Source organism: Micromonospora sp. DT43, from assembly GCF_049841645.1.
In the GTDB taxonomy this organism is placed as follows: Bacteria; Actinomycetota; Actinomycetes; order Mycobacteriales; family Micromonosporaceae; genus Micromonospora.
Window position 1 is genome coordinate 158,381 of sequence record NZ_JBNCKR010000014.1, and the last position, 23,115, is coordinate 181,495.

The 23,115-nt window shown below is 73.8% G+C and carries 21 protein-coding genes and 1 pseudogene; 10 read left to right on the forward strand and 12 right to left on the reverse strand.

The genetic code is table 11. The features are described from left to right. Positions 1 to 41: 41 nt before the first annotated feature. The 7 genes from ACLQ26_RS27325 to ACLQ26_RS27355 form a co-directional block, all read right to left on the reverse strand. Positions 42 to 1,472, reverse strand: coding sequence for a DUF6297 family protein (locus ACLQ26_RS27325; protein ID WP_425747188.1), 1,431 nt, complete (start codon positions 1,470 to 1,472; stop codon positions 42 to 44). Further along, a complete protein-coding gene (locus ACLQ26_RS27330; protein ID WP_425747189.1) occupies positions 1,469 to 2,086 on the reverse strand; it encodes an ABC transporter ATP-binding protein in 618 nt (205 codons plus the stop codon). The genes ACLQ26_RS27325 and ACLQ26_RS27330 overlap by 4 nt, the downstream gene beginning before the upstream one ends. 77 nt (positions 2,087 to 2,163) lie before the next feature. Next, positions 2,164 to 4,542, reverse strand: coding sequence for a tetratricopeptide repeat protein (locus tag ACLQ26_RS27335; protein ID WP_425747190.1), 2,379 nt, complete (start codon positions 4,540 to 4,542; stop codon positions 2,164 to 2,166). Then, the gene (locus tag ACLQ26_RS27340) at positions 4,539 to 6,305 is read right to left on the reverse strand and encodes a hypothetical protein (protein WP_425747191.1); all 1,767 of its coding nucleotides are present in this window, start codon (positions 6,303 to 6,305) and stop codon (positions 4,539 to 4,541) included. Before ACLQ26_RS27340 ends, ACLQ26_RS27335 begins: the two co-directional genes overlap by 4 nt. After that, the gene (locus tag ACLQ26_RS27345; RefSeq protein ID WP_425747193.1) at positions 6,302 to 7,579 is read right to left on the reverse strand and encodes a hypothetical protein; all 1,278 of its coding nucleotides are present in this window, start codon (positions 7,577 to 7,579) and stop codon (positions 6,302 to 6,304) included. The genes ACLQ26_RS27340 and ACLQ26_RS27345 overlap by 4 nt, the downstream gene beginning before the upstream one ends. Continuing rightward, positions 7,576 to 8,208 (reverse strand): ATP-binding cassette domain-containing protein, encoded by a 633-nt coding sequence (locus ACLQ26_RS27350; protein ID WP_425747194.1) that lies wholly within the window; start codon positions 8,206 to 8,208, stop codon positions 7,576 to 7,578. The genes ACLQ26_RS27345 and ACLQ26_RS27350 overlap by 4 nt, the downstream gene beginning before the upstream one ends. A gap of 87 nt (positions 8,209 to 8,295) precedes the next feature. Continuing rightward, positions 8,296 to 9,315, reverse strand: coding sequence for a helix-turn-helix transcriptional regulator (locus ACLQ26_RS27355; RefSeq protein ID WP_425747195.1), 1,020 nt, complete (start codon positions 9,313 to 9,315; stop codon positions 8,296 to 8,298). Between the two features lie 44 nt (positions 9,316 to 9,359). Here ACLQ26_RS27355 and ACLQ26_RS27360 point away from each other — a divergent pair, with 44 nt between their 5' ends. The 4 genes and pseudogenes from ACLQ26_RS27360 to ACLQ26_RS27375 all read left to right on the forward strand — a co-directional run. Further along, a complete protein-coding gene (locus ACLQ26_RS27360; protein WP_425747196.1) occupies positions 9,360 to 9,839 on the forward strand; it encodes a hypothetical protein in 480 nt (159 codons plus the stop codon). Then, positions 9,839 to 10,300: a hypothetical protein gene (locus ACLQ26_RS27365; RefSeq protein WP_425747197.1), complete on the forward strand. Its 462-nt coding sequence runs from the start codon at positions 9,839 to 9,841 to the stop codon at positions 10,298 to 10,300. Before ACLQ26_RS27360 ends, ACLQ26_RS27365 begins: the two co-directional genes overlap by 1 nt. A gap of 420 nt (positions 10,301 to 10,720) precedes the next feature. Next, on the forward strand, positions 10,721 to 12,229 hold the full coding sequence (locus ACLQ26_RS27370) for a flavin-containing monooxygenase (protein WP_425747199.1): 1,509 nt from the start codon (positions 10,721 to 10,723) through the stop codon (positions 12,227 to 12,229). Between the two features lie 92 nt (positions 12,230 to 12,321). After that, positions 12,322 to 12,522 (forward strand): annotated as a pseudogene (locus ACLQ26_RS27375) (acetoin dehydrogenase); the annotation flags it as partial. On the opposite strand, the gene ACLQ26_RS27380 reads toward ACLQ26_RS27375, so the two are convergent. The 3 genes from ACLQ26_RS27380 to ACLQ26_RS27390 form a co-directional block, all read right to left on the reverse strand. Beyond that, entirely contained in the window at positions 12,523 to 13,992 is a 1,470-nt protein-coding gene (locus ACLQ26_RS27380; RefSeq protein WP_425747200.1) for a cryptochrome/photolyase family protein, read from the reverse strand. It lies immediately after the preceding pseudogene. A 74-nt stretch (positions 13,993 to 14,066) separates the two neighbouring features. After that, positions 14,067 to 15,242 (reverse strand): low temperature requirement protein A, encoded by a 1,176-nt coding sequence (locus tag ACLQ26_RS27385; protein ID WP_425747201.1) that lies wholly within the window; start codon positions 15,240 to 15,242, stop codon positions 14,067 to 14,069. Positions 15,243 to 15,252: 10 nt separating this feature from the next. Next, positions 15,253 to 15,672 (reverse strand): hypothetical protein, encoded by a 420-nt coding sequence (locus tag ACLQ26_RS27390; protein WP_425747202.1) that lies wholly within the window; start codon positions 15,670 to 15,672, stop codon positions 15,253 to 15,255. A 187-nt stretch (positions 15,673 to 15,859) separates the two neighbouring features. On the opposite strand from ACLQ26_RS27390, the gene ACLQ26_RS27395 reads away from it, so the two are divergent. Then, positions 15,860 to 16,945 (forward strand): S-(hydroxymethyl)mycothiol dehydrogenase, encoded by a 1,086-nt coding sequence (locus ACLQ26_RS27395; protein WP_425747203.1) that lies wholly within the window; start codon positions 15,860 to 15,862, stop codon positions 16,943 to 16,945. Then, a complete protein-coding gene (locus ACLQ26_RS27400) occupies positions 16,945 to 17,574 on the forward strand; it encodes an MBL fold metallo-hydrolase (protein ID WP_425747204.1) in 630 nt (209 codons plus the stop codon). Before ACLQ26_RS27395 ends, ACLQ26_RS27400 begins: the two co-directional genes overlap by 1 nt. Before the next feature lie 2 nt (positions 17,575 to 17,576). Here ACLQ26_RS27400 and tsaA read toward each other — a convergent pair whose 3' ends face one another. Continuing rightward, complete coding sequence (gene tsaA / locus ACLQ26_RS27405; RefSeq protein ID WP_425747205.1) at positions 17,577 to 18,005, reverse strand: tRNA (N6-threonylcarbamoyladenosine(37)-N6)-methyltransferase TrmO; 429 nt, start codon at positions 18,003 to 18,005, stop codon at positions 17,577 to 17,579. A 54-nt stretch (positions 18,006 to 18,059) separates the two neighbouring features. Here tsaA and ACLQ26_RS27410 point away from each other — a divergent pair, with 54 nt between their 5' ends. The 3 genes from ACLQ26_RS27410 (at position 18,060) to ACLQ26_RS27420 (ending at position 20,544) form a co-directional block, all read left to right on the forward strand. Next, positions 18,060 to 18,512 carry a VOC family protein gene (locus ACLQ26_RS27410; protein WP_425747206.1) on the forward strand — a complete coding sequence of 151 codons (453 nt, stop codon included), beginning with the start codon at positions 18,060 to 18,062 and terminating at the stop codon, positions 18,510 to 18,512. Then, positions 18,496 to 19,608: a DUF3626 domain-containing protein gene (locus tag ACLQ26_RS27415; RefSeq protein ID WP_425747208.1), complete on the forward strand. Its 1,113-nt coding sequence runs from the start codon at positions 18,496 to 18,498 to the stop codon at positions 19,606 to 19,608. The genes ACLQ26_RS27410 and ACLQ26_RS27415 overlap by 17 nt, the downstream gene beginning before the upstream one ends. Before the next feature lie 207 nt (positions 19,609 to 19,815). Further along, positions 19,816 to 20,544: a hypothetical protein gene (locus ACLQ26_RS27420; protein WP_425747209.1), complete on the forward strand. Its 729-nt coding sequence runs from the start codon at positions 19,816 to 19,818 to the stop codon at positions 20,542 to 20,544. Positions 20,545 to 20,618: 74 nt separating this feature from the next. Here the strand turns inward: ACLQ26_RS27420 and ACLQ26_RS27425 are convergent, their stop codons facing one another. Beyond that, a complete protein-coding gene (locus tag ACLQ26_RS27425; protein WP_425747211.1) occupies positions 20,619 to 22,031 on the reverse strand; it encodes a hypothetical protein in 1,413 nt (470 codons plus the stop codon). Between the two features lie 273 nt (positions 22,032 to 22,304). Between ACLQ26_RS27425 and ACLQ26_RS27430 the strand changes: the two genes are divergently transcribed. Continuing rightward, positions 22,305 to 22,616, forward strand: a complete 312-nt coding sequence (locus ACLQ26_RS27430) for a MazG-like family protein (protein ID WP_425747212.1) — start codon at positions 22,305 to 22,307, stop codon at positions 22,614 to 22,616. Positions 22,617 to 23,115: the final 499 nt, after the last annotated feature.

The window sequence follows — 23,115 nt, forward strand, 5'->3', positions numbered from 1 at the left end:
GGCAGACTGCCCGGGCGAGCCACACCGCCCCGGAAGCGGAGTCAGCCCAGGAAGAGCTGGACGAGCACCAGCACGGCCAGCAGCGCCGGCCCGCGTGAGCCCTGGCGCAACAGGTCGACAGGGATCATCCCGAACGGCGTGTTGACAGTCGCGCCGCCGTAGTTGATCGGCGGGCGGGTGCCGGCCCGCCAGGCGGCTGCCACCACCCCGACCGCAAGCGTCGGCGCCAACCAGGTCGGTCCAGCGTCGAGGGTCGGCAGGCTCGGCAGGGTCAGCAGCCACCACAGGCCCGCGCCGACCGCCGGCACCGCCACGTGGATTCCCCGCAGCGCCGCATCGCTGCCACCGAGGGCCCGGCGCAGCCCGGGTGACCGGCTGACCGCGCGCAGGCCACCGGTGAGCCGGTCGGTGGCGACGTACGCGAACACCACCTGCGTGGCGCCGGCGAGCCCCGGCAGGGCGAGCGCGGCGGCGTACTGGACGCCGATCAGCCCCGCCCAGATCAGCAGGGCGCTGGGGTGACGGCGCAGCCGGCGCACGTCGGCCTGCAGCAACGCCCACCAGGCGGGGCCGGGCAGGAAGCGGCGGCTGCGGACCCGGCCGATACGCCGCCACCGCCGGCTCTCCACCAGGCTGGTGAGCATGCTCGGGTCGAGCAGGATGGTGGCCGTCGCGGCGGCGTTGGCGAACTGCGCGCCTGTCGTCAGCGTGGCCCGATCCACCCGGGGCAGCGCCCGCACGGCGAGAACCGTGCCGAGGACCGCGAGGGGCACCCCGACGGCGACCAGGGCGCCTGTCGGCAGCGCCGCCGGCCGGGGCAGCGCGTCACCGAGGCGACCGGCGATCACCACCGCCGTCGCGACGACGGCGGCCGCCACCATCGGCGTCGCCCCGACCACAGTCGGCCAGCGGCGGCCGGCCCGGCTGCTCTGGGCGACGACGCTCAGGGCGAGCGCGGCGGCGCCCCATCCCGCCCCGGCCGCCGCGGCCCAGCCCACGGCGCCCAGGTCGGTGACGCCGCCCAGCACGGCCACGGCCACCGCGAGCAGCGCCGTGCCGGCCGCCGCGCCCGCCAGCAGGACGCCGAGACGCGGCACCAGCCAGGCCCGCCGGTCCACCGGGGCGCTTGTCACCCAGCTCTGGGTGGCCGGAGTCACCAGCAGCGGGCCGAGCGCGCGCAGGCCACGCCAGGCAAGGCCCGCGCCGGCCAGCAGCGCGGCCACCGCCAGCCACCAGCGCACTCCCGGGTCGGCCCGGCCGACGGTGGGGGAGACCAGCAGGTTGCGGCTGGCGCTGACCGCGAACCAGCCGTACATGCCCACGAAGAGCACGACGACGTACGCGTCGCCCAGCACGTCACCGAGGGAGTGCTCGTGGTGGCGGCGGCGGGCCCGACGCAGGTGTGTGCGCACCTGGCGGGCGCTGGGCAGCCCGGCGGGCACCTCGGCGATCGTGGCCGGCGGGGCGCTCACCGACCGATCTCGATCCGCTCGTCGACCACCGCGTCGATCAGCTCCGGGTCGTGCGAGGCCAGCAGCACGGCGGTGCCGGCGTCCCGTTCCCGGCGCAGCCGGTCGGCCAGCCACTGCCGGCCGCGGACGTCCAACCGCTGCTCGGGCTCGTCCAGGATCAGCACCCGTCGGGGACGCACGAAGCACGACGCCAGCGCCAGGCGGCGGCGCTGCCCACTGGACAGGGTCACCGGCAGCTGGTCACGGGCCGGCTCCAGGCCCAGCTCGGCGAGCACCTCCTCGACCGGGTCGGCGCCGCCCCCGTGGGCGTACGCGACCAGCTCCAGGTGCTCGACCACCGACAGGTCGGGGAAGAAGTCGATGTCGTCCAGGGCGGCCGCGACAAGCGCCCGCACCTGCGGATCGGTCTCGTCGGCCCGGCGGCCCTGCACCAGCACCTCACCGGCGTCCGGACGGTCGGCGCCGACCACGCAGCGCAGCAGGGTGGTCTTGCCGCTGCCGTTGGGGCCCAGCACCACCGCGATCCGGCCCGCCGCCAACGTGAAGCTCACGTCGTCGAGCACGACCAGGTTGCCGAAGTTGCGGCTGAGTCCCCGCACCGAAAGAGCGTCCACGATCACACACTCTCCCAGACCCGCGCCACCGGCCAACGTGAGCGATGGACATCACGCCGCCAGGCGCGACCCACTGCTCAGGGGCCGGCCGGCGACGGGTCGGCGTCGCGCTCCAGGCGCTCGTCCGCGGCGGCCAGCGCCCGGCCGTCGTCGACCTCCTCGGCCACCGTCGCCGCGTCCGCCCAGAGCCGCCGCGCCTCGGCCCCGTCGCCCAGCGCGGCGGCGGCGTCGCCCAGGTACAGCAGGGTTCGGCCCAGCCCCGCCGTGGGCCGGGTCTCGGCCCGCAGCCGCCGGCTCTCGGCCAGCAGCTCGTACGCCGCCCGCGCCTGCCCGGGCGTGCTGGTCAGCAGCGTCGCGCCGGCGTTGAGCAGCGCCGCGGCCCGGCTGGTCGGGTCGTTTACCGACTCGTACTCGCGCAGCGCGGCCCGCCACGCCTGTGCCGCGTCCAGGTGCTCGCCGAGCGTGGCGTGCACCAGCACCAGGTTGGTAAGCGCCGCCGCGTAGCCGCGCGCGTCACCCACCGACCGGAACGTGTTGGCCGCCCGCACCAGGTGGTGGTGCGCGGTGTCCAGCTCACCCCGGGCGAGCTGCGCCGCGCCCAGGCCCAGGTCGGTGAGCGCGTGACCGGACCGGTCGGCGGACGAGCGGTGCCGGCGGGACAGCTCCAGGTGCTCCACCGCGTCGTCGAGCTGCCCGAGGTCGAGCAGCGCCAACCCGAGGTTCATCCGCGCCTGGGCGGTGCCCCGACGGCCGCGTTCGGCCACCGCGAGGGTGAGCGCCGCCGCCGCGCCCTGCGGGTCGTGCCGACGTCGCCGCAGCACGCCGAGCTCGTTGTGCGCCCACCCGGCGATCTCCGGCCGGTCGTCGGCTGTCGGGGTGGCCAGGACCGTGCGGCAGACCTGCTCCCACTCGTCGAGCCGCTCGACGTGCGCGAGCCACCCGCACAGCGCCACGGCCAACCGGAACCACCACCGGCGGACCCGGCGGGGCAGCGTCTCGGCCGCTCCGGCCGGCACCCGGACCACCGCCAGCAGCAGCTCCTGGTGCAGGTCGAACCAGCCGTACGGGTCGTCGTCGAGCGGCAGCGACCACTCCCGGTCCGGTGGTGAGCCGAGCACCGCCAGGTTGGCCGCGTGTCGTTCGGCCCGGCGGGCCAGGTGCCGGGTCAGCCGGGCCTGCGCGGCCACCCGGGAGCGGGCGGGTTCGGCGTCGCGCAAATGCAGCCGGGCGTTCGCGGCGAGCAGCGGACGGACCTCGTACCTGTCGCCGGGCGCCCCGATCACGAACGCGGCGGCGGCCAACTGGTCGAGGAGCGCGCTCACGCGCTCGGGGTGGCGGCGGGCCAGCGCGGCGATGGTCGGCCGGTCCACCGGGGCGGGGGCCAGCGACATCAGTCGGTACAGCCGGCGGGCCTCGCGGGTCAGCGCCCGGTACGCGGTGTCGCGTTCGGTGACGAGCTGGGCAGCCGGCGAGACAGCGACCCGCTGGTGCGGCGGGGTACGCACCGCGCGGCGCAGGGCGTCCAGCACGTCGGAGTGCCGCCAGCCGTGCTGGGCGGTGCGGTAACCGAGCGCCCGGACGGTGCGGGGTTGCCGCCCGCACAGGTCGACGATCTCGCGTACCGCCGGGTCGGTGCGCGGGTCGGCGCGGCGGATCCGGGCGGCCGGCGCGGCCCCACCGGCCGCCGCGAACAGCTCGACGGCCTCGTCCGGGCCGGGCTCGGCGAGCCAGTGCTCCACCACCCCGTTGAGACCGCTGAGCGCGGGGCCGCCGGCCAGCAGCAGTCGGCAGGTGCGGGCGGTCGGCGGCAGCAGCGCGCGGACCTGCTCGGGACGGTCGACGTTGTCCAGCACCAGCAGGATCTTGCGACCGTCGAGCTTGCGACGCAGCGCGGCGGCGGCGGCCGTGAGGGCGTCCGGGCGGCCCGACGTCGGCGGCGCGGTGCCCAGGACGCCCGCCAGCGCGGCGAGCACCTGCCGCGCGGAGCGGGGACGACCGCCGCGGCGCAGGTCGAAGTGGTACTGGCCGTCCGGGAACTCGTCCCGGAGCAGGTTCGCCGCCTGGACGGCGCACGCGGACGTGCCGACCGCCCGCCGGCCCAGCACCGCCACCGCGTGCTCGCTGGCGAGCAGGTCGAGCACCGCCTGGACGTGCTCCTCGCGGCCGGCGAACCCGGCCGTGTACGGAAGGGTGGGCACGTCGGTCTGCGGTGTGGTGACGACGTCGGTGGGCTCCGGGCCGGTCTCCCGGATGGCACGACGTCGGCGTAGCTCGAACACCACGAAACCGAGGCCGCCGAGGACCGCCACCACGATGCTGGCCGGGCCGAGCACGCTCGCCGCGAACTCGGACAGCAGGTTGCTGGCCAGGTTGCCGAACACCCCGCTGAGCAGCGTGCCGATCGTCACGAGCACCGGCCAGCGCGGCACCCGGCCGTTACCGGTGGGGCCGGTCACCGCACGCCCCCGGAGACCAGCCCGGCGACGAGCTGCCGTCGCGCCAGCACCATCAGCACCACCGGAAGCACCGAGGCGAGCACCGACCCGGCGGCCAGAACGCCACTGTTGGACACGAAGCCGCGGCTCTGGCCGGCCAGGAACAGGGCGACCGGGGTGGCCTCCGGCCCGCTGAACAGCAGGCCCACCGCCAGGTCGTTCCAGACCTGGACGAACTCCAGCACCGAGACGGCGATCACGGCCGGCAGGTTGTGCCGGGCCAGCCGGTGCAGGGTGCCCCACCAGCGTCGACCGCCCAGCCGGGCGCCGCGCACCTGCTCGGCGGGCAGGTCGGCGAACGCGTTGCGCAGCACCAGCACCGCGAACGGCACCCCCAACGCCACGTGCACCAGGGCCAGCCCGCGGGAGGTGCCGGAGGAGAGCACGACGCCGAGCACCTCGTTGACCGGCCCGGCGATCACCTGCACCGGGACGACGGTGGCGGCCATCAGCAGCAGCCCGGTCGCCTGCGCGGCCGGCCCGGTCAGCCACGCCAGCGGGTACGCGGCCAGCAGCGCGATCACCAGCACCGTGGCGGTGACGACTGTCGCCAACAGCAGCGTGAAGCCCAGCGCCCGCCACAGCTCGTCACCGCCGAGCAACGCCGCGTAGGAGCCCGTCCCGGGCGGGGCCGACCACCAGCCGCGCGCGGCGGCGTCCACCTGCCCGTGCGCGGAGGTCGCCACGAGCACGACGAGCGGGATCAGCCAGACCACCGCGCCGCCCGCGGCGAGCAGCCGGAACAGCCGTCGCGGCGGCGTCGTCGGTGCGGGCCCGGGTGTCGCCTCGACGCGGGGCGGCGGCCACGCCTGGCGGACGAAGAACGCCGCCACCAGCATCCCGGCGACCACCGCGACCAGCCAGACGACGCCGAGCGCTGCCCCCTGGCCGGTGGTGGTGCCGCCCGAGGTCTGCCAGACCCGCAGCGCCAGCACCGCCGCGTCGTCGCGGACCGACCCGGGCGTCATGACGAGGATCAGGTCGAAGGTCCGGCTGGTGCCGAGCGCCACCAGCGCGAAGACCACCGCGACGGTGCGCAGCAGCAGTGGCCGCCACTGCGCGTCCCACAGGACGTGTCGTCGACCGCCGCCGTAGGCGCGGACCGCGTCGGCCAGGCTCGGCGGCAGCCGGTCCAGTGCGGCCCGGAAGACCAGCACCGCCAGACCCACCCACGCCCAGACGAACGCCGACATCAGCGCCACCGTGACCAGCCCCGGCCCGAGCAGTTGCGGCGCGTCGTCGGCCGAACGGCCGGTCAGCCGTGCGGCGAGCAGGGTGGCCAGGCCCCGGGTCGGGTCGGGGTCGTACATGAGGCGGAAGGTCACACCGGTGACGACAAGCGGCAACGCCACAGGCACCAGCAGGATCAGGCGGACCAGCCCACCCTCGCCGGAGCGGCGGGACGCCACGGCGAACAGGTAGCCCAGCGCCGTCACCACCGCCGGCACCAGGATCGCCCACAGCACCGTGCGGCCGACCACCGCGCCGGTGCCGGGCGCGGCGAGCGCGGCGCGGAAGTGCTGCGCGCCGACCCAGCGACCGTCGGTGGTGACGCTGGCGTGCAGCGTACGCAGCACCGGCCACAGCACCAGCGCGCCGAGCAGCAGCGCCGCCGGCAGCAGCAGCGCGGACGTCGCCCCGGCCGCCGGATAGGCCCGACCGCGCCGGGGCGGGCCGACGTCGTCGAGCACCGCCAGCTCGCCGAGCACCTTGACCTGGCTCATCGGCCACCGCCCGCGTCGCGGGCCGCCGCCGCGAGCTGCCCGGTGGCCCGGCGAACCGCCGCACCGGCGGAGACACCGTCGGTGACGTCGGAGAAGAAGTCCTGCATGATCCGCCAGATGCCCACCCCGTCGGAGCCGGTGAACGCCCCGGGCAGTTGGTCGGAGAGGTCGAAGTGCAGGGTGTCGGGGCCGCGCATCTCGCGGGCCAGTTGGCGACGGACCGGGTCGGCGTAGTCGGTGAGCGCGATTGTGGTGTTCGGCGACAGGTAGCCGCCGGCGCGCAGCCACGGCCGGAACGAGTCGGCCCTGGTGAGCCACTCGACCAGCTCCACCCCGCCCCGGGCGTCGGCGAACACCACCGCCACGTCCCCGCCCACGATCAGGGCGCCGCCTCCCGTGCCGGCGCTCGGGAACCGGAAGGTGACAGGCTCCTCCGGGCCGCTCCGGAACCGGCCGACCACCTCCGCGGTGAAGTCGGCCTCGAAGACCATCACCGCCCGTCGGGAGCGCACCACCTGGATCACCGACTCCTCGTACTGGGTGAGCAGGGCACGCCTGCCGCCGCCGGGGAAGGCCCCGTCGATGCTCCACAGCTCGGCGAGCCGGTCGAGGGTGTCGCGCACCGGCCGGCCCTGCCAGTCGGCGTCCGGCCCGGCGAGGGCGTCGTAGGCGCTCGGCGCGAGGTCGGCAAGCACGTTCTCGAACCAGTCGGTGAGCACCCACCCGTCGGCCGCGCCGATCGCCAGCGGCGCCGGGCCGCCGTCGCGCCGGGCGAGCGCGCCGAGGCGGCGGGTCAACGAGACCAGCTCGTCCCAGCTGGTCGGCTGCTCGGGCAGCATCGAGGGCAGGTGCCAGACCAGGGACTTGTGCGCGGCCTTCACCCAGACGCCGTAGCGCTGCCCGCCGGTCAGCAGCAGGTCGCTGAGCCCGATGGGCACCGCGTACTCGGTCGAGGGGCGCACCGGGCGCAGCCAACCCCGCGCGGCGTACTCCGTCACCAGGCCGGGACGCGACAGGATCGCCACGTCCGGCGAGGTGCCCGCGAGGTGTCGGGCGCGGAGGAACGCGTCGATGTCGTTGCCGGCGCTGACCACGCGCACCGGGTCGGGATAGGTGGCCACGACCTCGCGGAAGCGGTCCAGCTCGCTGCCGCTCCACACCACCGCGACCTGCACCGAGCGGCCGCCGCCGGCACACCCGGCCGCGGTCGCCGCCGCGCCGGCCGCGGCGGCCCGCAGCAGCGTACGCCGGCTGAGCCGGCCGGCCGGCGTCACCGCAGCGCCTCGTCGGGCTCGGTGACCAGCTCGTGGTGGCGGGGGATCTCGGCGAGCGTGGCCGGGTCGGCGGTGCAGACGAGCACGGCCACCCCGGGCGCGTCCGGCGGGGCCAGTCGGGGCAGCAGGTCACCGAGGCGACTGCCGCCTGACGGGTCGACGGGCAGGTCGACCACGAGCACCTCGGGCAGGCAGACCGCCGCTCGGGCCAGCGCCACCCGGAACCGCTGGGCGTCGGAGAGCAGGTGTGGCAGCAGGGCCAGCGTCGGTGCCAGCTCCAGCCGGTCCACCACTGTCGCCGTCCAGTCGTCGGCCACCTCGTGCACCCGCTCGCGCTTGCGCTGGCCGTACTCGATGTTGCGGCGCACGGTGAGCTGTGGCAGCAGCGCGCCGCCGGCGGGCACGTAGCCGATCTGCCGGCGCGGCGGCGCGAGCGCCGTCACGTCCCGGTCACCGACCATGATCCGCCCGGTGACGGGCGCGGCGAGCCCAGCGAGGACCCGGGCCACGGCCGTGCCGACCCGGGGCGGCGCGACCAGGGCGACAGTCGCGCCGGACGAAACCTCGAGGGTCACCGGCCCGGTGCCGGGGACGGCGACAAGTGCGCGTAGTCGTAGCGTGGCCCTCACCTCCGGTGACCGCTGATGCCCGTCCCAGGGTGGCACACCCTGCCGACAGTCGATGTCCCGCCGATCTTCCACTCTGGAAGGTGGCGGCTACCGGCTCGGCTGGCCGCCGGGGGCGTGCGGCGTCGGCTGCCCGCCGGGGGCGTAGAGGGCTGCCAGCCCGGCGGCGGTGGCGGCCAGGCGGTCGCGGAGCGCGACAGGGGTCAGCACCTCCACGTCGGCGCCGAGGCGCAGCAGCTCCCCGTGCGCGTGGGTGAGCGACTCGATCGGCAGGACCGCTGTCATCCAGCCGCGCGCGTCCGGCGGTCCGGCGCTGGCGTCCACCGCGGACACCACCGGGTCGGCGCCGATCTCCCGCAGCCGCTCCCGGCCGGCGGGGGACAGCCGTACGGTGGCCTCGTCGCGGTGCAGTCGTGCCCGGAACCGCACCACGTGCTCCCGCCACCAGGCCGGGAGGTCGAAGTCGGCCGGCCGGTCGAACTCCTGCGCCAGCGGGGTCAGCGCGAGGATCTGGTTGACCCGGTAGGTCGCCGGTTCGGCCCGGCCCGGTCGGGTGGCCACCACGTACCACCGGCCGCCCTTGAGCACCAGGCCGTACGGCTCCAGCACCCGGGTCACCTCGCCGCGCCAGCCGCGGTAGCGCACCTCGACGCGCTGCTGCCGCCAGACGGCCTCCGCCGTGCGGGCCAGCTCGGGGGAGGCGTCTCCGTCGGCGTACCAACCGGGTGTGTCCAGGTGGAAGCGCTGCGACAGTTGGGTCGCCCGGTCGCGCAGCGGCTCGGGGAGCGCGGCGTGCAGCTTGCGTTGCAGCGCGGCCACCACGTCGCCGTCGCCCAGTTCGTCGGCGGGGCCGGGCAGTCCGGCGAGAAAGAGGCGATCGGCCTCGTCGGCGGTCAGGCCGGTCAGCCGGGTCCGCCAGCCGTCGACGAGCTGGTAGCCGCCGGCGTGCCCGGCCTCACCGTAGAGCGGGATGCCGGCGGCGTGCAGCGACTCCACGTCCCGGTAGATGGTGCGCGGGGAGACCGACAGCCGGTCGGCGAGCTGCGCGGCGGTCAGCCGGCCGTGCGACTGGAGCAGCAGCAGGACGGAGAGAAGTCGACTGGCCCGCACTTCACTGACACTAGCTGTCAGGGGAGCCGTCCTACCGTCCCGGCATGGCATTTCACGACAAGGATCTACGCACGCCGGGACCGGTCACGGTGGACGGTTGGCAGCTCAAGCGTTACCACATCGACCAGCCGGAGCGACCTGTCGAACCCGAGGTGGAGAAGGCCGCGTACGACCAGGTGCCCCTGCTGTTGGTCGACATCGTCGACGACGGCACCCCGGCCGCCGGGTGGGTGGTGCTGCACCGGGGCGCGGACACCGGCGCCTACCTGCTGGCGTACACCTGGGTGTGGGACAACGCGGTGGAGGTTCGTGTCGCCGCGGCCGGGCAGCCGGCGCTGGACTGCCCCGACGACGACCCGACCCACTTCGTCGAGGTACGTCGGCCCGCCGTCGGCTGCGTGTGGGAGCTGGCGGTGCTGGAGCACGAGCGGGCCGCCTGGGTGCGGCACATGTTGGCGCCGGAGGCCCCCGACCTGGCCGGATATCTGTCTGACACGCGAGCGGAAGGGCCGGTGGGCCGCTGATGGGCGACTTCGACTTCTACGTGGGCACCTGGAACGTGGTCAACCGGCGGCTGCGCGAGCGGCTGACCGGCTGCGACGAGTGGGAGGAGTTTCCCGGGGTGTCGGTCGCGCACAGCTTCTTCGGCGGGGGCGGCAACTTCGACGAGATCACCTTTCCGACCAAGGGTTTCACCGGCGCCACGATCAGGATCTTCGACCCGGCGAGCGAGCTGTGGTCGATCTACTGGATGAACAGCGGGCGCGGCGAATTGGAGCAGCCGCCGATGGTGGGGCGTTTCGTCGACGGGGTCGGGCGCTTCTACGCCGACGACCAGCACGAGGGGCGTCCGGTGCGGTGCCGGTTCATCTGGTCGGGCATCACCGCGACCACGGCCCGCTGGGAGCAGGCGTTCTCGGTCGACGGCGAACGCACCTGGGAGACCAACTGGATCATGGAATCCACCCGAGCGTCCACGGACTAGCCTGCAGCGCCGTTCCCGGGACATGGGCTGGCGCAAGAACAACGGCCCGGTGCTCTCCGCCGACGACTTCGACCGGATGCTCGCCCGAGCGGGCCTCCCACCGCCACGGTCAGCTCGGCGGCGGGGCGATGGTCTCGCAGGACGGGGCCGGGATTGCGGCGAAGGGCGCTGTTCATCCGCTGTGGCTGCCCGCCGTGTCGATGTGCTGTTGAGCGGTATACCTCAGAGGTATGAATATGACTCTGAGGTATACCGCTGACGACCGTATCCGCCCCCCACGGAGGTGACCGACGGTCACCGCAGGCCATCCGACCGCCGGCTGCGCCCATCGCCCCAGCCAGGTTAGGGCTTACTCGGCCAGGTGCCGGGTGTCCGGGGCGGTGTTAGTGTCCGTCCACCGCCCCGGAACCGAGGTTCGCCATGCCCTCCGACCACGTCGACGTGCTGGTCATCGGCGCCGGCCTGTCCGGCATCGGCGCCGCCTGCCACCTGCGCCGCGACTGCCCCGACAAGACGTACGCGGTGCTGGAGGCCCGCGGCGCCGTCGGCGGCACCTGGGACCTGTTCCGCTACCCGGGCATCCGGTCCGACTCGGACATGTTCACCCTCGGCTACTCCTTCAAGCCCTGGACCGACGCCACGGCCATCGCCGACGGCGCTGCCATCCGCGCCTACGTGCGGGAAACAGCCCGGGATTACGACGTGCAGCGGCACATCCGCTTCTCCCACCGGGTGGTACGCGCCGAGTGGGACAGCGGCACCGCCCGCTGGACGGTGCACGCCCAGCGCACCGACACCGCCGAGAGCGTGGTGCTTACCTGCTCGTTCCTGTTCGCCTGCACCGGCTACTACCGGTACGACGAGGGCTACACGCCGACACTGCCCGGCGTCGACGCGTACACCGGGCGGCTGGTGCACCCGCAGCACTGGCCCGACGACCTCGACCACACCGGCCGGCGGGTGGTGGTCATCGGCAGCGGCGCCACAGCCGTGACAGTGGTGCCGGCCATGGCGCGGCGGGCCGCGCACGTGACGATGCTGCAACGTTCTCCCACGTACGTCATCGCCCTGCCCTCGCGCGACCGGCTGGCCGGCGCGCTGCGGCGCTGGCTGCCGGCGGACGCCGCGTATCCGGTGGTGCGGTGGAAGAACGTGCTGCACTCCACTGTCAACTTCCAGCTCAGCCGACGCGCGCCCGGCCTGGTCAGGCGGCTGCTGCGGCGGGGCGCGAAGCGTCGGCTGCCGGTCGGGTACGACGTGGACCGGCACTTCTCGCCCCGCTACGACCCCTGGGACCAGCGGCTCTGCGTGGCGCCCGACGGCGACCTGTTCACCGCCGTGCGGGAGGGCCGGGCCTCGGTGGTGACCGACACCATCGACACGTTCACCGCGCGCGGTGTCCGGCTGGCCTCCGGCGACGAACTGCGCGCCGACATCGTGGTCACCGCGACCGGGCTGAACCTGCTCGCCCTCGGTGGCCTGACGTTGCGCGTGGACGGCGTCGACGTCGACCTGCCCGACACCGTCGCCTACAAGGGCATGATGCTCTCCGGCGTGCCGAACTTCGCGCTGACCATCGGCTACACCAACGCGTCGTGGACCCTCAAGGCCGACCTGGTCGCCGGCTACGTCTGCCGGCTGCTGCGTCACCTGGATCGCACCGGCCAGCAGGTCGTGACCCCGCTCCCGCCGCCCGACGCGCGGCGGGTGCCGCTTATCGACCTGCGCTCGTCCTACGTGCTGCGCGGCGTCGACGTGCTGCCCCGGCAGGGTGCGCGGGCGCCGTGGCGGCTGCACCAGAACTACGCCCGGGACGTGCTGCTGATGCGGCACGGCCGGCTCACCGACGAGGGGGTGCGGTTCTCGCGCGGCGCCGAGGCGACCGCGCCCGGCAGCACTCCACGTCCCGTCGCGTCCGAGCGTCGGTAACCGCGAGCAGAGGAGCACCTATCGTGCAGAGGTTCGACTTCGCCGGCGCGACAGCCGTGGTGACCGGAGCGGCAAGTGGCATCGGCGCGGCGCCGGAGCGGGCCGCCGAGGCGATCCTGAGAGGCGTCGAGCGGCGTCGGGGCCGGGTGCTGATCGGCTGGTCGGCGAAGCTGCTCGACCTGCTGGCCCGGCTCCTGCCGGCCTCCTACAACAGGCTGCTGGTCGTCGGCCTCAACGCAGGCGTCACCCGGCCCGCCGCGCAGCCCTCGGCACCGGCTGCCGACACCGCCTGATCACGGTGCGGTGCTGCCCCGCTTCTCCTCCTGCGCCACCACCGCGTCGCGTCGCTCCGGCTCGTCGCGGCGGGCCAACTCCGCGGCGAGCCGCGGGTCGGCCACCAGCCGCTCCCGGTTGCGGTGCAGGAAGCTCTCGAAACCCCCGGTGTACGGGCAGGCCAGCTCGCCGAGCGCCCGTTCCGGCGTGTAGCGGCAGCCGGCGCAGTAGTCGCTGATCTCGTCGATGTCGGTGCCGTCCACCGCGTACGGGCGGGTGTCCACCCTGGCCAGGTCGGCGTACTGGCTCATGCCGATGACAGTCGCGTTCATCACCCAGTCGGTGCCGTCGACGAAGCAGCGCCGGAACCAGTCCGCGACCTCGGTGGGACGCCAGCCACGCTGCAACGCGTAGTTGCCCAACACCAGCAGCCGGGGGCTGTGGTGCGTCCACGCCCGGTCCCGGACGGCGGCGAGCACGTCGGACAGGCAGCGCGCCTCCACCGCGTCGGCATCCAACTCGGCGAACCACTGCGGCATCGGCTCGGTCGCGGCCAGCCAGTTCGCGCCCCGGAACTCGGGCTCGTGGTACCAGTACAACTGCCAGAGGAACTCCCGCCAACCGAGCAGCCCCCTGATGAACGGCTCCACAGCCGTACGGGGCGCGGCGCCGGACCGCCACGCCTGCTCGGCGGCACGGACGGCCGGCTCGGGGTGCAGCAACCCCAGGTTGAACGACGACGACAGCGTCGAGTGCGCGAACAGGGGGTCGTCGGCGCTCATCACGTCGGCGTAGCGGCCGTACCCGGGCAGCCGGTACGTCAGGAAGTGCGCGAGCCGTGCCTGCGCCTCGGCGTGCGTGGCCGGGTACTGCCGGGGGCCGTCGCGGCCGACGAACCGGACCCCGTCGGCCTCCCACCGGTCCAGATCGTGGCGGACCCGCGCGTCGATGTCGTCCTCGACGATCGGCGGCGGAGGCGGTGGCGTCGCCGACGCGGCCGGGGCCTCCGCGCGGGGACGACGTGGCGTCGGGGCCCCACCGGTTCCCCGGGCCGGCCCGCTCAGCACGTCGTGCCAGCGACGGGCCTGCCGGTAGAAGTCGGCCATCCGCAGAGGGCCCCGGCGGATGCGGTCCGCCCACGCCACGAAGTCGGCCTGGCTGGTGATGAAGCCGCGCGGCGGCAGCACTGTCAACCCGGGCACCGAGCGGGCGAAACTCAGCGCGGCCCGGGAGTGCGGGTGGCACACCTCCACCGGCTCGGCGACCTGGGCGAGAGCCTCGCGGAAGGTGTCGGTACGCAGCAGCAGCGCCCGGTCGCCCAGCTCGGCGGCGCGGTGGCGCAGGGCGGAGAGAATCAGATGCGCCTTCTGCCGGTGCAGCTGCCGACGGCGAAACAGCTCCCGGATCTCCACCAGCAGGACCGGCTGATCGGGGTCGTCGAGGAAATGTGGCCCGAGTTGGTCGGCCAGCAACCATCGGCGGCGAGGCATGCCGCGATTCTGCCCAATTCCGGGCCGTACCGCGCGTCGGCAGGCCGGGTGTCGATGTCTGATCCAGATCGGGATCAGGCCGTCGGCGTGGCGGCCGCCCCCGCGTCGCGTTCGCGCAGCAGCACCGTCAGCGTGACGAGGACGACGAGCAACAGTGCGAGCACCTGCACCGGGGCCGGACCCAGCGGCACGAGCAGCGCCAACCCGGCGACGACCGGATAGGCGACGACCACCGCGCCGTGCTGCTGGCGGCGGACGAGCAGCACCCAGACCGTCAGCAGGTAGACGGCGATCGGCACGGCCACCGCGTAGGCGGCGGTCGTCGCGGAGATGTGCGCCAGGTGCCGCTCGTGGTCCACCACCACGGGCAGGCCGGCCCCGAGCGCGGCGATCGCCCCGAAGATCAGGTAGTGGCCGTAGCCCCAGATGAGCGAGTACGGCAACCGGTCCGGCGCCTCGATGGGTCGGTCGAAGTAGAGCCACCAGAGCGCGAACACGATGACCGCGCCGGCCGCCGCGAGCGCCCAGAGACCGTGGTCGCCCGCGTCGAGCCCGGTCTGGATCGCCACCGAGATCGCCAGCACCGCCTCGCCGAGCACGATGAGCGTGAACAGCCCGTACCGCTCGCCGATGTGCCCGGGGTGCCACGGCGTCATCCCCGGACGCTCGGCCACCGCAGGCACCAGCAGATCGGCGAGCGCCAGCAGCACGAACGCCGCGACGCCCCAACCGTCGGGCAGCGCCAGCCGCAGCAGCCAGCCGAGCTGCACCACTGTCACGCCTATCGCATAGCGGCGTGACGCCGCCCGGTGCGCCGGATCGCCTGCGGCCGCCCGGATCCACTGCGTGACGGCGGCCAGGCGCATCACCACGTACCCGTAGGTGATGACGGTGAAGTCACCCTCGGTGAAGGCGCGTGGCACCCCGGCCGCCAGGATCAGCGCCCCGGTGATCTGCACCAGCGTGGTGATCCGGTAGACGTCGTCGTCGGTGTCGTACGCCGAGGCGAACCAGGTGAAGTTCATCCACGACCACCAGATCGCGAAGAACACCATCAGGTAGCTGGGCAGCGCGTGCGCGAGGTGGCCCTCGGCGACGTCGTGGTGCAGGCTGGTCGCCGCCTGCGCCACGGCGACCACGAAACACAGGTCGAAGAAGAGCTCCAGCGGGGTGGCCGCGCGGTGCGGCTCGTCGCGGCGGCGGGGCCTCATCGGCCGGTAGAACGGCCGTACCGAACGAGTGTGGGTCACCGCAGCTATCTCAGCCGCGCCGACGGCCGTGCGTCAACCCCTCCAGCACCAGGGTCAGGCCGGCGCCCACCAACCAGACGTCCTTGGCCAGCCCTGCGCCCTGCTGGGTCGGCCGGATGCTGCCCGGCTCGCGCATCCCCGGCGTCTTCAGGTACAGCTGCACGAGGCCCGCGCCGAACGCGGTCAGTCCCAGCCCCACCAGGGGCGCCGGGACGAACGGCGCGAGCAGCGCGGCCCCCAGGGCGATCTCCGAGTACGACAGCAGCTTGGCGAACCGCGGCGGCTCGAACTGACCGAGCTGCGGCATGGCCGCCACCGCCATCCCGTGCATGGCCTGCGCGGCCTCGCCCTCCAGGTTCCGCTTGCCCAGACCCGAGTTGAGGAAGTACGCGCCGATGCTGACCCGCAGCGGCAGGTGCGCGAGTTTCATGATCACTCCTGGTGGCCGTGGTCCGAATTGTGACCCGCGTACCCCGCGTGACAGCCGATAACCCGCCGCCCGGCCGACTGGGCCGGCCGTGATGATCGCGGTAGGTTCGCCGGGGGCCCACCGCCGAGCCCGGTTCACCCGCCTGCCCGGCGTCCGGTCCCGCCGCACACCACCAGCAGGAGGCGAAGTGAGCCAGGAAGTCCGGGGAGTCATCTCCCGCAGCAAGGGCGCACCGGTCGAGGTCACCACGATCGTGGTGCCCGACCCCGGCCCCGGTGAGGCGATCGTCCGGATCCAGTCCTGCGGGGTCTGCCACACCGACCTGCACTACCGCGAGGGTGGCATCAACGACGACTACCCGTTCCTGCTCGGGCACGAGGCGGCGGGCGTCGTCGAGCAGGTGGGGGAGGGCGTCACCGATGTCGCCCCGGGCGACTTCGTGGTGCTCAACTGGCGAGCGGTCTGTGGGGTCTGCCGGGCCTGCCGCCGGGGCCGCCCGTGGTACTGCTTCAACACCCACAACGCCGCGCAGCGGATGACGCTCACCGACGGCACGGAACTCGCCCCGGCGCTGGGCATCGGCGCGTTCGCCGAGAAGACGCTCGTGCACGCCGGCCAGTGCACGAAGGTGAACCCGGCCGCCCGGCCGGCCGCCGTGGGCCTGCTCGGCTGCGGCGTGATGGCCGGGCTGGGCGCGGCGATGAACACCGGCAACGTGACCCGCGGCGACTCGGTCGCGGTGATCGGCTGCGGCGGTGTCGGGGACGCGGCGGTCGTCGGCGCGGCCCTCGCCGGCGCCACCACGATCGTCGCGGTGGACACCGACAGCCGCAAGCTGGACTGGGCCCGGAAGTTCGGCGCCACCCACACCGTGAACGCCTCCGAGACCGACCCGGTCGAGGCGATCCGTGCCGCCACCGGCGGTTTCGGCGCCGACGTGGTGATCGACGCGGTGGGTCGACCGGAGACCTGGAAGCAGGCGTTCTACGCCCGGGACCTCGCCGGCACCGTGGTGCTTGTCGGCGTGCCGACGCCGCAGATGCAGATCGAGCTGCCACTGCTGGACGTCTTCGGTCGCGGAGGCGCCCTCAAGTCCAGCTGGTACGGCGACTGCCTGCCCAGCCGGGACTTCCCGATGCTCACCGAGCTGTACCTGAAGGGTCGCCTCGACCTGGACGCCTTCGTCACCGAGGAGATCGCCCTCGACCAGGTCGAGAACGCCTTCGACCGGATGCACCACGGCGACGTGCTCCGCTCGGTGGTGGTGTTCTGATGACCGCCCGGGTCGACCACGCGGTCACCTCCGGCACGTTCTCCCTGGACGGGCAGACGTTCGAGGTCGACAACAACGTCTGGGTGATCGGCGACGACGAGGAGTGCGTCATCCTCGACGCGCCACACGACGTGGCCGCGATCCTCGCGCTGGTGGGCGACCGTCGGGTCCGGGCCATCCTGGCCACCCACGCCCACGACGACCACGTACGGGTGGCCCCCGAACTGGCCGAGGCCACCGGCGCTCCGGTGCTGCTGCACGCCGCCGACCGGGTGCTGTGGGACCTGGTCCACCCCCACCTGCCGCCACACGGCGAGGTGTGGGACGGGCAGAGCATCGAGGTGGCCGGCACCACGCTGCGGGTGCTGCACACCCCCGGGCACAGCCCCGGCGCGTGCAGCTTCCACGCCCCGGACCTTTCGGCGGTGTTCACCGGCGACACCCTGTTCCAGGGTGGGCCCGGCGCGACCGGGCGCTCGTACAGCGACTTCGACACCATCGTGGAGTCGATCCGGACCCGGCTGTTGACCCTGCCCCCGGAGACGGTCGTGCACACCGGGCACGGCGACGACACCACGATCGGCGCGGAGGCCCCGCACCTACCGGAGTGGCTGGCACGCGGGCACTGACGTCAGCGTTCGTCGGCGGCGCCCAGCACCGGCTTGACGTCCAGGACGGGCGTGCCGTCGAGGGCCTCCAGGTCGGCCACCTCGACGCGCAACCCGTCCACCGCCAGCACCCGCACCCGGTGCAGGCCGATCGGGTTGGGCCGATGCGGGGAGCGGGTGCTGAACACGCCCGTGCGGGGGCGGGTCTCGTCGCCGCGCGGGTGCACGGCCAGCACGTCGCGCCGGGCGCGGTCCAACCAGGTCAGCACCAGCAGCTCCGCGCCGACCGACAGGTCGCTCAGGGCCCGCTCGACCCGTGGGTCGAAGATCAGCCACGCCGTCGGGGCGCCCTCGTCGCCCTGCCGGGGCGCGCTCGCCGCGTCGGTCAGCGGCGAGGCGACCCGACCGACCGGGCGCAGCAGGTACGCGTCGTCGCCGTACGTCTCGACCATCGTCGCTCCCTTCGGGACAATGTGTCAGCCTAGGGCGTTGTTAGGATCCGGCGCATGGTCGCCGAACACCCCGTACCCGTCGTCCGTCAGCTGCGCCTCGTCGTGGAGGCAGCCGACCACGAGGCGGCGGTGGCGTTCTACCGGGACGCCCTCGGCCTGCCCGAGGAGGCGGCGTTCACCGGTGACGGGGACGCCCGGGTGGTGATCCTGGATGCCGGCCGGGCCACCCTGGAGATCGCCAACCCCGCGCAGAAGCGCATGATCGACGAGGTCGAGGTGGGCCGGCAGGTCGCGCCGCGCATCCGGGTGGCCTTCGAGGTGGACGACACGCGGGCGACCACGGCCAGACTCGTCGCCGCCGGGGCGAGCGAGATCGCGCCGCCGACGCGTACACCGTGGCAGTCGCTGAACTCCCGCCTGGACGCCCCGGCGGACCTGCAGATCACCGTCTTCGAGGAGCTGGCCGCGCCGGCAGCCGTGGACCCCGGACATGACGGCGACGTCTGAGCGGGGTGGGCTCCGCGCCGCCGCTCTCACCTCGGCGCAGGTGGCTGCCCTGGCGTATGTGCGGTCGTCGGCCGCGGTCGAGCGGCCCGCGGCGCTCGCCGCTATCGAACGGGAACTCGCCGCCGCCGACGTCGGCCACCGGCCGGAACGACTGCTCGCCGCGGCAGCCGACAGTGGCCGGCTCACCGTCAACTTCCACCCCGATCGCCTGTGCGCCGACGGGCGGGCCGTCGCGTCCGCGCTGGCGCAGGACGGGGTGTATCGCAGTCAGTTCGTCACGGGGATCTCCAACGGCGGGCTCACCGCGTACGCCGGTGGCGACCGCGACCGGTGGGAGCACCGGATGTTCGGCGGCGCGTACCAGCAGCCCGGGGTGGCGCCGGCGGATCGGCCCACGTACGGCGGCCTGAACCTGCTCGACCACGCGGACGGCGCCTGTCCCCGCTTCGGCTCCTGTCACCTGCGGCTGCGCCCGGCGGCGCTGGCCCGGGCGACGTTCTGCCTCGGCGACAGCCACCTGGACCCCGGTGTGGTGGGCACGGCCGATGCCTTCGAGGCGGTCTTCGCCGGGCTGCTGACCGGTGTCGCCGGCACCGGCGAGTGCCTGGGCCGGACCGGGACGGACGTCGCCACCCTGGCGCGGACGCTGCTGGAGCCGTCGAGCGCGCCGGCCACTGTCGGACGCGCGCTCGACGACTACGTGGAGGCCCAGATCCACGGCCCCCTCGACCTCGCGCAGGACGTCGAGGAGTTGGTGGTGGATCCGTCCTTCGCCGGCACCCCGACCGGGGCGACGCTGGAATCGATCGCTCGGCGGTACGGTTTTCCGCTGCGCTGGCACCCCGGCTTCGCGCTGACGGTCGACCGTGTCGACGCCGAGTTCCGTGGCCCCGCGATCCCGGTGCTGGCGGCGCGCCTGCACCGCGAGTTCGCACGCCCCGGCGATCCGGTGGACGCGGCGCTGATCGGTAGGGGCGCGGTGTCGGTGGTGACCGAGCCGGAGCGGTGGGCGGACCGGGGTCCGATCGCGGACACCCTGCAGCATCTCAAGCAGCTCTGGCACGTTCTGGTCCGGTTCGGCGAGCCATCTCACTGACAGTCCGCCTCGTCGCCGAAAGGCCTGTGTGTCCCGTTTCCCGGAGGTGACCGGGACCGCACCTCGCCGACCGCCCGGCATTTCCGGAATGACCGACACGTCAACCCGGTTGTGTCCCCCGTACCGCCGGAGTCCAAACCCCTTTCCGCGGTCATCTCCCGAGGAGTGTTCACCCCGGAGCGCTCCGCACGATCGAAAGGAACCATCGTGAAGCCCGACTTCACTCGATGGCTCCCCGCCATCGCTAAGGACTCGTACCGCAAGACCGCGTTGAGCGTGGTGGGTGTGGCTGCCCTCGGCGGTCTGGCCCTCGCGCCGACAGCGGCCGCCGCGCCGGTCACCTCCGGCCCGCACCAGGGTGCCGTCGCCGCCATCGACCTCGCCACCGGCAAGGCCACCACGGGTAAGGCCGCCACCGCGGCTCACCACGAGGAGCAGCCCGTCGAGTCCGGGCTCACCACCGGCTCCGCCACCGGCAAGCCGCCGGCCGGCAAGCCGAGCCGCGACGAGCTGATCCCGCACGGCATCGAAGGCGCCCAGTCGCGCATTCCGCTCGACGACGCGCAGCTCGACAACGCCCGCAAGATCGTGGACGCGGCCAAGAAGACAGGCGTCGGCGACCGTGGCGCGGTGATCGGCGTCGCCACCTCGTTGCAGGAGTCGAAGCTCTACAACCTCGGCCACCTCGGTGCGTACAACGACCACGACTCGCAGGGCCTGTTCCAGCAGCGTCCGTCGTCCGGTTGGGGCACGCCCGAGCAGATCACCGACCCGGAGTACGCCGCCACGGCGTTCTTCAGCGCCCTCAAGAACGTGGGCGGCTGGCAGGACCTGCCGCTGACCGCCGCCGCGCAGACCGTGCAGGTCTCCGCGTTCCCCTACGCGTACGCGCAGTGGGAGGAGCAGGCGGCGGACGTCGTCCAGCAGCTCTGGTGACACCACACGCACACAAACACACGCCGGCCGGCTCCCTCTTACGGGAGCCGGCCGGCTTTTCTGGTCCCTCTGGGTCAGCAGGCCGCGTACAGGCGGCGGGTGCCCACCCCGGCGGCGTACGCGGCCCGGTCGCTGAACCGGCAGCCGTACTCGGGTCGGGCCACCACCCCCGGATCGGTCACCGTGTCGCCGGCCGGCCGCTTGCCGGTGCGTACCCAGGTCACCAGGTCGTCCCACGCGGCGCCGGCCTCGGCCGGGCTGAACTCGCAGTGCTGCGCGGCCCGGATGGCCCGCTGCACCACCAGCCGGCTGCGACCGTTGCGTGCCACGTCGGTGGCGTACGCCTGCTCCATGCTGAACGGCACGAACATGTCGCCCAGGTCGTGCAGGCTGACCACTGGCGCGCTCGGACGACCGGCGATCTTCGGCACCTCGGTGAGCGTCGGCAGGAGCCGCTGCACGATGTTCTCCGGAGCAACCCGCTGCACCGTCGAGTTGACGCTGACGGGGCCGTTCGGGGTGTAGCGGGTCAGCAGGTTCGTGGAGATCTGGCTGGGCCGCTGGGCGGGTGAGTCGCCGCCGTCGGTCACCGCGATGGAGAAGAGGAAGTCCTTCCAGACCGCGAAGGCCGCCTCCGCGCCGGGCCGTGGCCCGCCCGACCGGTTGACGGTGATGGCCCGCAGCTGCTTGCCCCGGTCGGTAGTGGTGTCCGGCCCGGTCGGCGTGAGCCCCGCCAGCCCGAGCGCCACCTGGATGCGGGGCACCGCGTTGCTCAGGTAGTCGGCCGGCGTCGGGTAGGCCCGCACTTCGGAGAGGGCCTGCGCGACCAGGTTGTAGTCGAGATAGAAGTCCAGCAGCGTCTGGTCGCCGAGCACCCCGCACATGGGCAGCGCCCCGTCGTAGTAGCCGGGATACTGCTCCAGCGAGCGCCCGATGACGTACCCGCCCATCGACACCCCGGCGAGGTAGGTGCGGTGGGGCCTGCGCACGATCCGCCCGAAGTGGTCGGCGAGGTCCTTCGTGCTCAGCACCCCGGAGCGGATGTCGAAGCCGTTGCGGTCGTACGACGACGACGCCCACGCGTACCCCTGCGTCAGCAGCCGCTGGCGTAGCTCGAAGGCCGGCGGCTCCGGCGAGAGCACCGTGCCCTGGCCACGGTAGCCGTGCGCCCACACGACGAGGTCACCGTTCCACCGGGCAGGAACCTCGATGATGTACGCGGCGTGCCGGTGCACGCCCTGGCGTACCGTCGTGGGTTTGCCGGCCACCACCAGCGGCGCCAGCGGCGGGTTCTGGAAGGTGTAGCCGGGCAGCGGCTGGTCGCCGGAGGGATCGTGGCCGGCGGCGCCGGCTGGGGCGGCGGTGAATGCGGCGGCGGTGGGTGCGGCGGCGGTACTGGGTGCGGCGCCGAGCAGCCCGACGGTCAGGGTCAGTGTCGCGGTGGTGGCGACCAGGCGGCGCAGGGTGCGAATGGGTACGGACAGCATCGATGCTCCCCATCGGACGGATGTCGCCTGCGGGGCGACCAGGCGGGACGGTTGCCTACCGGCCGGTAGCGTCCTGAACCTAGGACCGCCGTCGACAGGAGTCAATGCCTGAACTGACCGACCGCTCAGAGCCGCCTGTCCGGCCGATCAGACCAGCCCGAGGCGTCCGTGGGTGGCCGTGTGACCTGGAGGATGCCCGCTGGCGCGGTACGCGTCCCGACCGTGCGAGGCCGGGTGTGCGGTTGGTCGGGCCCGTCGGGTTGACTGGTCGCCGTGGACGACTCGATCTGGACGGCGGCCCGGGCTGCGCGGAGCTGGCTGGACGCGGCGAACGGCACCGGGCAGACGGAACTGACCTGCCGCATCCTCAAGCTCACCGAGGAGGCGGGGGAGGCGTCGGCCGCCTGGATCGGTCTACTCGGGCAGAATCCGCGCAAGGGTGTCACTCACACCCGCGAGGACGTGGCAGCCGAGTTGGCCGACGTGGTGTTCACCGCGCTCGTGGCCATCGAGAGTCTGGGGCTCGACGCGCAGACCGTTGTGGGGGCCTGTGCCGGAAAGGTCCGCTCTCGTCTGGAGGGGTGACACGATCCGCCCCCATGATCCACTCGGCTTCCCTGAAGTCGGGGTGTCAGCCCCGCTCCGATACCCCGGTTTCGGCGAACCCGAGTCGATCATCCCCGAGCGTGTCGCACCGCCCGTGTCCGCCGTGCCGGATGGGCGGTATGTCCGTTCGCGGGGGCCGTTGGGTTGTGACCGGGTGCACCCGTGGGCCGGAATCGTGGCGGGCCGGGGGTCGTTACACACCCTGACGATCGCAGGACCACGGCCACCCCCGCCCCGTCGTGAGGGTGGGAATGGCAGGCCGGGCCGGCTCGTTGCAGACCCCGCGAACGAGCGCAGGCCAGTCCCGGGTCACGCCGAGGGCCTGGGAATGACCCCGGCCAGCCGGTCGTTACACACGGTCCCGGCGCCACGAGCCCCCTGCTCGCAGGCCGCCGACCCCGAGACTTTCCCCCTTTGAACTGTGCAGCGCCGGACGAGGTGCTCACACCCGCGCCACCGCCCCCCTGGTGATGCGGGT